This is a genomic window from Microcoleus sp. T3_D1 (assembly GCF_036700405.1).
GTDB lineage: Bacteria > Cyanobacteriota > Cyanobacteriia > Cyanobacteriales > Microcoleaceae > Microcoleus.
Map to the genome: position 1 here is coordinate 83,548 of NZ_JAUBOV010000014.1, position 12,416 is coordinate 95,963.

The window sequence follows — 12,416 nt, forward strand, 5'->3', positions numbered from 1 at the left end:
GGATTTTAGATTTTAGATTTTAGATTTTAGATTTTAGATTTTAGCAATCAGCTTAATTGGGGAAAGGTGCGCGGTGTGCACCCTTCGCTACATTAAGAACAGTGAGGTTGAGTTTTGGTGAGTTACTTAAAATCTTCGAGTTGGTCTACCCGCAGCCAAATATTCGGGGTGGGAACTTTACCAAATTTGACGAAGGCATAGTCGCCGCGAACATCCATCACTTCGCCCTTTGTTTCAAATATATAGGAGGAAAAGCGCTGGTCGCTGGCTTTGGCTTCTAGACTGTTTTCCAATTTTTCGCGTACAGCGCGAACTATACTGCCTTTCTTGATTGCCATAACTTGCTTTGTTTAGTTTAAAAAACTATACAAATTTTAATCTAGATTTGGCTGGAAAGGACTTCTTCTTTCTTCTGACCTCTGGCACCATTCTGGCTTAACAGGATTTCCGGCCTGTTACACAATAGTTCAATATTCTTTTGGGCTGGGTGTCCCGCCCGCCCCTGACAGCCTTATTGACAATGGTGCAAGAAGATATCAGTTCTTCCTTCTTCTCTCTTCCTTCTTCCATCTTCCGCCTTCTTCCCTCTTCCTTCTTCCATCTTCCGCCTTCTTCCGCCTTCTTCCCTCTGCCTTCTGCCTTCTTCCCTCTGCCTTCTTCCTTCTTCCCTCTGCCTTCTGCCTTCTGCCTTCTGCCTTCTGCCTTCTGCCTTCTGCCTTCTGCCTTCTTCCCTCTGCCTTCTGCCTTCTGCCTTCTGCCTTCTTCCCTCTGCCTTCTGCCTTCTTCCCTCTGCCTTCTTCCCTCTTCCCTCTGCCTTCTTCCTTCTGCCTTCTTCCCTCTGCCTTCTGCCTTCTGCCTTCTGCCTTCTTCCCTCTGCCTTCTGCCCTCTGCCTTCTGCCTTCTGCCTTCTGCCTTCTTCCCTCTGCCTTCTTCCCTCTGCCTTCTTCCCTCTGCCTTCTTCCCTCTGCCTTCTTCCCTCTGCCTTCTTCCTTCTGCCTTCTGCCTTCTGCCTTCTGCCTTCTTCCCTCTGCCTTCTTCCCTCTGCCTTCTTCCCTCTGCCTTCTGCCTTCTGCCTTCTGCCTTCTGCCTTCTGCCTTCTGCCTTCTGCCTTCTGCCTTCTGCCTTCTGCCTTCTACTTATTGCTGACACGCGGGGCAAAAATGAGTCGATCGCCCTGCTAATTTTATACGTTCGATGGTTGCGGAGCAAGTGCGGCAGGGTTGGCCGGCGCGATTATACACCCAAGCGACGCCGCCGTAGTTGCCGTTGACACCTTGGACGTTGAGAAAATTGCTAAAAGTGGTGCCACCGGATGCGATCGCCTTCTGTAAAACTTGAATAATAGCTGTATGGATGCGCCCAATTTGCTCTGCGGTCAAATCCGCGCACAGAGTTGTGGGCATCACTCCCGACAAAAACAAAGTTTCGTCTGCGTAAATATTGCCCAAACCAGCTATCAGTGCCTGGTCTAGCAAAGCTGTTTTTATGGGTCGCGCCCGCCGTTGCAGCTTGCGGGCCAAATATTCTGTTGTAAATTCTTCTGAAAACGGTTCTGGCCCTAAAAGTTTCAGACCGATGACTGTGCCCGAAACCTCGGTTTCTGCGGGCACGTACCACATTTGCCCGAAGGTGCGCTGGTCTACAAAGCGCAATTCTTGGTTTCCTTCAAAAAACAGCCGCACTCGCGCGTGTTTTTGCAGGGGTTCGGATCGGTTCACCCACAGCAGTTGTCCCGTCATCCGCAGGTGAACGCCCAACCAGCCCGCTTTTGAAGGAGGGAAGAAGGCGGGCGCGGGGAGGGCGGGCACGGGGGCACCGCCCCTACATTGAGATAGTTCTGCCAGGAGGTATTTGCCGCGTCTGTACCAGCGGGCGATCGACTTTCCTTTGACTTTTGTCAAAAAATCGGTCGCAGATATTGAGCGGGCGATCGTGCTGTTTAACAACACGTCCCCGCCCAACATTTCTCGATCGAGGGTTGCTTGATTCAAGCCCCGGCAAATAGTTTCAACTTCTGGCAGTTCTGGCACAATTAGCGTTGTTCTGTTCCTTGATTTGGCGAACCTTCGACGCTGCCGGTCACTTCGGCGCCCGGTTTGCTGTCGGTCGAAGTTTTCGGCTGCTGGGGGGCTCCTCCGCTGCCGGTTTTCCGGGTTTTCTCGTCCAGCGTGGTTTGTTTGCCGCCGGAAGCTACTGGAGTCCCTGTTTTCGCTTTTGCTTTGGGTGCTGACACTTCCACTAATTCGCTTTGGGCGAAGTTGTTGGTGTTGACGCCTGCATAATTTACGCTGTTAAAGCGAACGATAACTGGGTATTTAATGCCGCTTTGGTCTACCGTAGCAACGGTGCCCACTTCTTGATACCAGAAGGATTCTTTGCGGAGAATCCGAACTGTAGAACCGCGTTGAACCATGAGCTTTGTTTCCTTTGCGATGAATAAACGGATCAAGCCATTTTTTTTACTCTAGTCGATCGCGCGACGCATTTGAAGTCTGCAACAGAATTTTTACCTCCCGCGCCGTTTTTTGTCTGCTGTTTGTAAAGAAAAGTAAATACTTTGCTAGGGCGATCGCTGGGGTTGCAAAATAAATAAACAGACATTATCCGTTAAATACAAGCTGTGCGATCGGATCTATAAAAAACTTTACAAATAGGAGAGCGGGCCGGAGCGCCTACATAGTGCATTAATAGGATTTAGGCAGAGCCGTGGCAATCCCCCAGCAGGCCGCGTAGCCCCAAGCGCTCTGGGAATTGCCACGGCTCTGCACGAGAAGGTTGCGTAAATCCTCATTCAGTCAAGTGATCCACCATCTAGTGTGTTAATGTTTGAATCCTGCATCTAATCATCTAGCGATTGATAGCACCAACTCGGACGGCGCAGGAGATTGAAGGTATCTAGGTATCGAACTCGATCGGGCGCTTCTACTGTAGCAATCGCTTCATGCAATAAGCCTTGAGGGTTATCTACGTCCCACAAAGGATGAACGATAATAACGCTTTTATCTCCCACTGCCAAACCCGGTAAAGCGCCGAACTGTTCCCCGGAACAACTAAACGAAGCACAAAATATATCGCGCAAAGCAGTTGCATTCAGCAGCCAATTTTCTAAGTCAGGAGTAGAAAAATCCCCATCGAGTCCGCATTGAAAATTGCTGCTAGCCAATGCCCTCAGCAAGGAAAGCCCCAAACGCCAATCCAGCAGACCGTGATAGTTCATATTGCGGTACTGCTGCAAGCAATCGTAACAAGAAGAGTCGCATTTTTGGCGGTGTTGTGGTGACATAATTGCCTCAGCAAAGCTATTTTGAGAATTCAGAATTTTGTCTGTAAGGATATCTTCCCAGTGATTAGCTAGCCAATAGGTGAAGCCAGAACCGTTAGCAAGCCGATCGCTAATTACAATTTCTCCTACTTTTTCCCCAGCATCCTCTAATTCAGCCTGTCGCAAACCGCTCACGTCTAATTCTTCAGGATCGATGTCTAACTCCTGTGCTGCTACAGCACGAACCATGAAAGCGGCTGAGTAGAAAGCAGCTTTGACGGCGGAACCGCGTGCAATAGGATCGAGGCACAATCCATCTGGTACAGCAGCAGGTTTAATTCGCAGGACACCAGTGGTTTTTGGGGCAACGATCGCAATTTTCTCTGACTCTCCCTGCTGTTTAAACTTCACATTATTTTTATTCTGAAATCGCTCATCAATCCACTGATCTGGTAATAGTTTGTCACCGCGTCCAAATGTGGCAGTTCCTATTGCTCCCTTAAATAGCTGTCCTCTATTGTCATTGACGCGGAAAACGCGGCCCGATTCAGAAAAAGCTGTCTGAGTATTTGTGTTATTTACTAACTCAAAATCTTGAGGTTGTGATTCGGCTACGCTGGCTGCACCTGTAATTAACGCATCGTATTCATCTTTAGCGTCAGCCCCAGGATTGAGGCTGGTACGGAAAGCTAAAGGGACAGCCCACTGAAAAACTCGAAATCCCTCTTCCTCAGTTGCCGCACATTTCGGACAGATTGTATCTTCAAAGGTTGTCTTAGAAGTGTCCGTATGTTGGCACCGCTGACACCTCAACATCCATTGGCGATCGCTCAGAGGTTCGCCAGCAGGCACCAACCCGTTTTTAGTGTCGGGAATTAACGATGCTGTAAACCCGATCGCAGTATAAATCCGCTTATCTTTAGTTTTTTCTGAACCGGGGGCAAATTCAGAGACAGCTAAATCTAAATCTCGATCGATAGTAGGAACTTTTTGTTTTCTGGACGGATCGTGATGGTACAAATCACGCACTCTTGAGGGCATCCCGTACATCGGCAAAACTCCGCCTTCAGCAAGGCGTTCTGCCAATCCATCTCCTGTCAATTCTAAGTTATTGGCACACTCGTCAATCTTTTTAAACAAATCCTGACGTGCATACTCTTCAAGTTTGTTGCGATCGATACCTTCAACACCGACTAGCAGAGAATTTACGATCTCGGTGACTTCCTTTGATTTTTCTAACCAATTACGAACTTGTTCGCGGCGTTCTTCCGTTTCCTTCCACTTTTTAAGTGTCCCAAATTCACCGTGACTGTCCGGTTTCTTTTCTACCTCCCAACAGGTGACACCAGCATCCTTAAATGCGCGTCTCAAACATTCTTTGGCTAGGAGGCGCTGCACGATCTCAACCTGTGACATAGAAAGAAAAGGAACTGGCGGCGGATCGCCCGTAATTTTTTCAGGATGGCGGTAATAAAACTCATCGTGCGATCGACCGCGACAGAGAGTAAGTACAATAGCAAAAGCCTGACCCCGGCGCCCTCCGCGACCCGCACGCTGCTGGTAATTAAAGCGCATCGGCGGCATATTTGCCATCACAACAGCCATTAAACTGCCAATATCAATTCCCACCTCCATTGTGGTAGTCACGTTCAAAATGTCGATGATATCTACCTCTGGGATAAAATCTCTTTCTTGTTCGCCAAAATTCACGATAATGTTGCGGAAATGTCGCTGTCTCTCGGCTTGATCGTCGGTTTGTCCGGTCAACTCTTCGCAGTGCAACCGCAACGGTTGACGCTTATTTACAGCTTGGGTGGCGAAATAATTGCGATCGTATAAATCTGCACATATTTTATTAGGTTCCGCTGATAAATTTGCCAAACAATTAGTATTAGTACAAATACCTCCCGCACGGTGCAGGTGAGGGCGGTGGCAAGAATCGCACTGCCACACCGGGTCGTTCGGCACAGCAACTCGTACAGATAAATGCCGGGGATTAAGTTTAAAGTGGTGGTGCTGACCGCATTCACAAATAGCAGATTTCAATGCCTGCTGCAACTCCTGTTCTGAAATTCCGCAAGCTTTTGCACACTCTTTAATATATTTCCGAAATTTTGATCGCACATCACCCCAGTCTTTCCAGTCATCCAGCGGATAATCTTTAGGTTCTTGCGGATACCTGTACAATTCACCTAAAATTCGCAAGCTGCCATCACAAATACTCTCAAATACTGAAGGTGAAAGTCCGCATTGGATTGCTAGCTGTTCTAATTGATTTGGCGGTAAATTCAGGCGAACATAACCCAATCCTGATGCTTCAATCCCAAAATATAGGCGACCGAAAAGTATGTTGCAAACCTCAGATTTTACTTTTTCTCTAAATGTAAAATCTCGCCTTGTTTGTGCTTCAGGAGGCAAGTCCGATTTCCACCCAGCGGTTTCAAAGTCAAATAATTTTGTCCAATGGTGATACTTTCCGTCATAGGAAAAGTCTTGGTAAAGAACATCGTTACCAGCAGGATTAACACCCAAGTTTACTAATCGCTGGATCAGGATTCCTGGGTCTTGCGAATTTTCAAGACCTTCAAATAGGATTCTGAGAGGAACTGTGCGGGTATTAATTCTTTGCTGAATTTCGTTCAGGTATTTCTCTGCTTGGTCTCGCACTGCTTGCAATGCTGGTGGATGCCCTTTGGGCAATGGAAAGTTAACAAGTTGGCGATTCTCCTGCAATTCATTAACAGCGTTTGGGTGACGCTGGACAAATTCAATAGCTTCGCTACAGGTAGGCAGGCCGTGATTTTGGATGTCTTGAAGCAAAAGAGGGCGGGCGATCGCCTCTTGTTTCAATTCATCAAAAATAGCCTCGCGCACTAAGTCTTTATAGTGCGATCGCTCAATTCCATTTGATATTGAAGCAGCATCTTCGCGGCTGTCTGAAAACACTACCAGTTTTCGAGATTCTTGGGTGTCAGGTAATTGATAAAACAGTTCTTTAGACAGCAGTTGACTCACTTTAGAAAAACCTGTTCTGAAGTCGCGGATTGGAGATTTTCGATATAGTCGCTTGCTGTAGTCAGCACCGCAGCAAGCACAAACCGCAGGCAAAGCTTTAACTTTTTCCCGTGCCTCTGGTAACAGGTTCGGTCGATAAAAAATATAGCCTTTTACTGTCAAGTCATCAGAGGAATGAGGGTCGCCTAAACGAACTATACCGCTGCGAGTATCTAGCCACGCCTTATCCCAGCGACCTGACTCTGTTTTTTTAGACTGTCGTCCCCAACCCTGCGAATCTTCATCAATCTGTCTGGACGGCCAGAATACAGCAAATTCTTTGTAAGTCCTACCATCGAGAAATTTTCCAGCTTGTCTGTCAGGAATTCCCTCAATATCTGGTTCTGTAGGCAAAAGTTCCCATCCGTCATTATTCTGTCTTGTCAGCCTGTTTCCCCCAAAAAAGACAGTATTACATTGTTCGCAATAAAGAATTTCTAAAACTCGGTAATTATCGCAAAGTATGGGAGGATTTTCTACAAATAGTTTTCCAACAGGTCGCTTTTCGCTGATTTCGTTTTCCTCGCACCCGTGATTCGGTTTAGTGCAAGCCCAAAGCCCTTCGATATTCCTAAAAAACCAGTGCATCCTGAAGGATGGCAAGGATGTTTGGTCGGACAAACCGCGAGCGACAAGCAATCCTCTTACTGCCAGTTTGAGGTTTTCATTTGTTAAGTCATTGCCAAACATCTTTTGACCAAAATCAGCGATCGATACGGCACGGATTTTGTCATCAACGTTACAAGCATCGACCATTCTAGCGCCAACTGCCTCAGTTTCAGATTCCACTATTTGGCTGCAAGCAATGTATGCAGGCGTTTCCGACAACGTTTCTATATTGTTTATTTCTGGTGCTGATGCCAAGGAAATGAACGGTTGGGCTTCCAGAAATTCTTGACCCTCAATTGGTGGAATTTGCTCTAAATGACCGGGTATAATCTGTTCGGAGTGCCATTCAACACCAAAGAATTGATTAAGAAATTCTAAGCTTTTTGGATCGTCTGGTTCCAGAGATGCACTAGAGGCAAGAATCCGCAATTTTGGATGACCTGGATGCAGCCCCAAGCGTTGCAGCAACAGTCGCAGCAAATAAGCGACTTCAGTCCCCGAAGTACCGCGATATAAGTGCAATTCGTCAACAATTAAATGAAAGACGCTGCCATCTTTATTTAACCATTCCTTCGTTTTTTCAAAGATATCTCGATCGATATTCCGCATCAGCATGATACTGAGCATAGAATAGTTGGTGATTAAAATATCTGGGGGGGCCTCTTTCATATCCCAGCGACAGCGCATTTCTGACCCATCAAGTCTGGGAAAGAAAAAAGTCACTTCTTTGGCTTTCTCTGTTGCCTCTTCAAAGGTATAACCCTGGTCTATTAGTTTGTCACGCTCCTTCTCGGCGTGTTTCCTAGCTCGCGTGGCTGATTCCTCCATTTGCTGCATTGCTTCCAGCAGTTCTTCTATTTTTTTGCTATTAGGTTTACCATTTTCTTTTAATTCATGCCCCGGTACGGGTGTAACGCCGTTGTATCTTCCAAAATAGACTCGGTTGCCTTTTCTATTATCTTTAAACCAATCTCGCGCTTCTTCAGAATCTAAAGCGCGGCGCAGCCTGGTAAGTTGGTCTTCAACTAAGGCGTTCATGGGATATAAAATCAGGGCGCGAACGGCTGCATCCCGCTGTTCGTGACTCCTTTGAGGGACGCGATAAGATTTCTTAAAACTGCGTTTTGTCTTCACCAATGGGTTGCATTCGTTCTGCCAATCCTTATTTTCCCACCAGTTATTGAGGTAGGCTGGCTCTGGTTTAGGAGCATTCCAATTCCTCGATTCTTGGGCAAGATAAGCAAATAGCGGCAACATAAAAGATTCAGTTTTCCCTGAACCAGTCCCCGCCGTTACTACCGCATTTTGACCTTCTAATGCCTGCCGCAGCATTTCGATTTGGTGGCTGTACAGTTCGTAATTGCCTACAAGTCCGCAGGAGGCAAGCTGTTTAAAATCTTGAAGGGCAGATTCATCTAATCCCGGTAGGTTTGAAATATCTAAATCATTGATGGTTTTACCCGACCTTTGGTAGCGGGGCATCGGTTCAATCCAGGGTTCTTGATGGAATGCACCGGGTTGGCGCAGCAGTCTTTCGCGTTCTTGTTCTATTTCGGAAAATTGAGTTCCGAAAGCTGTTTTTATGTATAGTAAGAAGTTGTCGCGGATGGTGTTAAAAGCGTTAATTGGGTCGTGCATAAGTTTCCTCAGTATGTTATATTAAAGATTGCGACAAAAGTGTTTGCCTTAATTTAGCTGCGGTCATTTCTGCTATTTGAGGGGGAATAGCGGAGAATAAATTGAATCCCTGAATTTGCGGCAGAACACGCGGCATTTTTTCATATTTTGCTGCATAACCAGAACAAAGAGTTAAGGATCTTTCTAGAAGTCGTGGCAGCTTAGCGCTGGCGGGTACTGCCATATGGAATGTGCGTTTGTCGTAGATAAGAACATTCCGCCGCAGTGCTTTTAGAACAGCGTACCTCCCCCAATCGAGGTCTATTTCCGCACACATTCCATCTTGCCACAGATAGTAAACTTTGGTGTTTCGGGATGGGTGAGTGTATTCACTAAGGCGAATGACGCCATCGGTTTCTTGTATGGATTGAAATTGTAAATAAATCGGGTCAAAGGTTTTGCTTTGCCAGTTTAGTTCTGGTTCTTTAGACCATTCGAGGGTAGCTAAGTAATCGTAAATACTGGCGGCAAAGTGCAGCAAAGACCAGGCTGAAGGCGTTTCGATAAAAGGTATTTTAAGCAAATTGCCGATCGCCCTCAATTCTCCTACATCCTCCGCTTGCACGGCGACTCGCTTCGGTATCAACCCTAATTCATTGGATTGTTCTGTGACTTCCAGGTTAATGTGATGTCCCACCGACTGACAAGCCTCTGATAATTGTGCGATCGTAGCAGGCGATCGTGCTCCTGCTAAAATCGCTTGAGGAAAGCCAGCACAAGGCAATCGCACCAATACAGGGGGAGCAGCATAAACCTTACTCTTGCTGCGATCGCCGCTAAAATCAAAGTCACAGTGACCCAGGGAATTGAGGGCGCGAATTGCTTGCAATCTTTTATTTTTGATTTTGTCTTTGTCAGTATTTGCATCCCTGTTACCAGTTTCTAAAGTATATAAATAATCAAATGTCTCCTTAAATTCAAGCCAAGAAACTTCCCGTTTCGCAGAAATAACGTATATCAGTTTATCGCTATCTTCAGACACGTTCTGCCTCCTGTTGAAAAGTTTTCCATAATGCTTTTAACTCTTGTCGAGCGGGCGGAGAAATTTTCTTGCGATCGTGCCACAATATTTCTTTCCACTCCCGCATTCTCTTGCGGTTTCTGCACTTGGATATTGCAGGTGCTGAATCGGATAAATTAGTGCCGCAGAACATTACTTGACCGCGATGCCTGCCTTTGGAAATAGCCCAAACAGGCTCCCAATCAGTCGGCAGCGATTCCATTGGCCAAGTTGCTATTTGACCTGCTTCTTTACCTACAAATAAAATCCGTTGCTTTCCTTGTATTGGCAAAAAAGTGTTGAAGTTAAAGTCCGGGAAATCAACGTTCCGCACCAATGCACCTGCAACGCCCGCGCTCTCATTATCTGCGCGGGTCAGGCGATGCCCGAAGCTGTCGAACTGTGGCGCAGAAATTTCGGATGACAAAGAATAGTTTTCTACTAATAAAAGAGAACAACGCTTGATAATATCTTCGCCTCGGTGTGCTTCGATTAGCAACTTTGTTTCCGCTGGAGTATCGGCGGGCAGTTCATAAATACCTGCTGTTTCCGTGCAATCTAATAGCTGATTGTTGCAATATACTTTAATTGATTCGCTGCCCGCTAGTAAAATTAATTTCGGCGGGGCAAACTTAAAGAATTTATTGCCTCTTCCCAGGCGGATTCCTCCATCTAACTCTAGCCTCACATTAGTAGAAAAAGCTAAAATTGGGTATTGATCTTTGATTAACTCGTCACTGCAAGCCGCCGTGGCTTTGAAGAAGTGCCATCCACTGGGCAAACCATCGGTAATTTGCAATTTTTCAAAGCCTTGACAGCTCAATTCTCCCCATTTTTTCAGCAATTCCAAACACTCTTGATGAGCAGCTAAATAAAATGGCTTTTGAGTGGGAAGCTGCCGCACTTCGACGAAACCAGGCAATCCCTCAGTATCTCCATTAACGAATACTCGAATGGGCGATGCTGGCAGCTTAAAAAACCATTTAGAGTCAGCCGATCGCATTTTTACACCTCGCAACCAATCAAACTCTGAAGCAGCCACCGTTTTTCCCTCAGACTCAGATATCAAAGGTAAAGACCAAACGCCGCTATATTCGGAACAAGAAAACGAGCTAGAATTATCTTCTAAAAATAACAACAAATCGTCTTCAGGAAATTCGTGTTTGGTACTGCAACGCAAGCTTAGGGTAGCGCGTTTGGCAATTGAATCGAGTTTGCAGCACAATCTCAACAGTCCGTAAACCTGCTTTTTATCGGAAAGTTCAGCAGTGCCATCCCAATCGTGCAATTCATCAATAATCCATTCGAGCAATGCTTGGCGAAGTTCGTCGCTGTCTCTGGTTTCTTTTAACAAGTCTAGCGTGCGTTTTCGGAGTTGTTTGCACCCGTGTTTTGCTAACAAAAGTGCGATCGCTTCCTCAGCAGGATGTGAAGTAGAATCTAAGTCAGCAGCGGCAAAAATAGCCGGGAGTGCGCGCCGTTCTTCCTCAGTCAGAAGAGTTTGTGCAAGCGGCAGTCCAATGTGATTTCTCTTGCCAATGCTGGTGCTGTTGAAGATACCCAATTCGCCAGATTTATCTTGATTAGACCATTTTTCTAAATCTTCCCAGAGTTCAGACATCCGGTTAAATGAAGGATACTGCCCTGTGGTAGGTTCTTCGCCTAGTAATGTTCGCAAGCGCGGATAGTAAGAATGGGCGGCAAAAGTTCCTTCAATACCGGCTGCTAAGACAAAGAGCGCTAAATAAGCGATATAAGGCGGATAGTCTAATTCTCGCTGCTGCCAATTATCCCGGCTTTGTAAGGCTTTCACGCACAAACCCTGCCTTGTCACCCCAAAAGGCCCCGTTTTGATAGCTGCAATAAAATCTGAGAAATCAACACCCCTTTCTTGACCAATATCCGTTATTAGTTTCTCTGTGACATACAGGTGAACGGTACTGCCCGCCATTTCCGGTTTAAAGAAATGAGATGCGATTGAATTATTCCAGGTTAAATAATCCATTCTTATGTTTTATATAATTTGACGGAAATTGGTAATTTTAAGTATTATAACTCTAGTTGCTAAGCAGGTGAGTATAGAGAAACTTAATTATGTCGAAATCGCCAGCCGATATCGATTATAATATTTGGCAATGGCGTCCGTATAGCGAACAATAATAGGGTTTATATCCGTGAAGTTACTTAGTTAAATATGATGTCGTGCGAAAATTTAATAAATTAATGACAGATAAGATCGATCGACCATTAGCAACAGTAATACTCGCGATCAGTGCTGACGGTAAAATTGCCGATGCAGTACGATCGCCCGCGAGATTCGGTTCTGCCAACGACAAAGCCCACCTCGAACAGCAAGTAGCAGCAAGTGACGCGGTTTTGTTCGGCAACGGCACTTTACAGGCTTATGGGACGACGATGAGAGTGATTTCGCCGGAATTGGTCAAACAGAGGGAACTGCAAGGAAAGCCACCACAACCGGTGCAAATTGTGTGTTCGCGATCGTCCCAATTTGACCCAAACTTGCGATTTTTCCAGCAACCTGTGCCTCGCTGGCTGCTGACGGGGCAAGACGGTAGGGAAACGCCATTGCCGTCACCTGTTCCGACGAAAGACAGTAAGTTCGATCGCACATCTGGCACCATTGTCAAGAACGGGCAAGATGCCCGTTCCACAAGAGATGAATTTTCTAGTGGAACAGGCATCTTGCCTGTTCATGAAAGGCTTATTGAGAATGGTGCCATTGTCAAGAACGGGCAAGATGCCCGTTCCACAAGAGATGAATTTTCTAGTGGAACAGGCATCTTGCCTGTTCAT

General features: G+C 46.2%; 9 protein-coding genes. 1 reads left to right on the forward strand and 8 read right to left on the reverse strand.

Annotation, left to right across the window (positions count from 1 at the left end; genetic code table 11):
- Window positions 1-122: 122 nt before the first annotated feature.
- The 8 genes from QT992_RS09205 to QT992_RS09240 all read right to left on the reverse strand — a co-directional run bounded on the left by QT992_RS09205 (window position 123) and on the right by QT992_RS09240 (window position 11,607).
- Entirely contained in the window at window positions 123-338 is a 216-nt protein-coding gene (locus tag QT992_RS09205; protein WP_015178120.1) for an NAD(P)H-quinone oxidoreductase subunit O, read from the reverse strand.
- 97 nt (window positions 339-435) lie between these two features.
- Entirely contained in the window at window positions 436-1,149 is a 714-nt protein-coding gene (locus tag QT992_RS09210) for a hypothetical protein (protein ID WP_333337384.1), read from the reverse strand.
- Complete coding sequence (locus QT992_RS09215; protein ID WP_333337386.1) at window positions 1,137-2,030, reverse strand: DNA-formamidopyrimidine glycosylase; 894 nt, start codon at window positions 2,028-2,030, stop codon at window positions 1,137-1,139. Before QT992_RS09215 ends, QT992_RS09210 begins: the two co-directional genes overlap by 13 nt.
- A 2-nt stretch (window positions 2,031-2,032) precedes the next feature.
- Window positions 2,033-2,413, reverse strand: a complete 381-nt coding sequence (locus QT992_RS09220; protein ID WP_333053993.1) for a photosystem I reaction center subunit IV — start codon at window positions 2,411-2,413, stop codon at window positions 2,033-2,035.
- Between the two features lie 32 nt (window positions 2,414-2,445).
- Window positions 2,446-2,601 (reverse strand): hypothetical protein, encoded by a 156-nt coding sequence (locus QT992_RS09225; RefSeq protein ID WP_333337388.1) that lies wholly within the window; start codon window positions 2,599-2,601, stop codon window positions 2,446-2,448.
- A gap of 238 nt (window positions 2,602-2,839) precedes the next feature.
- Window positions 2,840-8,563: a DEAD/DEAH box helicase gene (locus QT992_RS09230; protein WP_333337390.1), complete on the reverse strand. Its 5,724-nt coding sequence runs from the start codon at window positions 8,561-8,563 to the stop codon at window positions 2,840-2,842.
- Window positions 8,564-8,579: 16 nt separating this feature from the next.
- Window positions 8,580-9,584: a hypothetical protein gene (locus QT992_RS09235; RefSeq protein ID WP_333337392.1), complete on the reverse strand. Its 1,005-nt coding sequence runs from the start codon at window positions 9,582-9,584 to the stop codon at window positions 8,580-8,582.
- A complete protein-coding gene (locus QT992_RS09240) occupies window positions 9,577-11,607 on the reverse strand; it encodes a hypothetical protein (protein ID WP_333337394.1) in 2,031 nt (676 codons plus the stop codon). The genes QT992_RS09235 and QT992_RS09240 overlap by 8 nt, the downstream gene beginning before the upstream one ends.
- A 218-nt stretch (window positions 11,608-11,825) precedes the next feature.
- Here QT992_RS09240 and QT992_RS09245 point away from each other — a divergent pair.
- Window positions 11,826-12,416: dihydrofolate reductase family protein (locus QT992_RS09245; protein WP_333337396.1), on the forward strand; the 591-nt coding region annotated here is incomplete at its 3' end.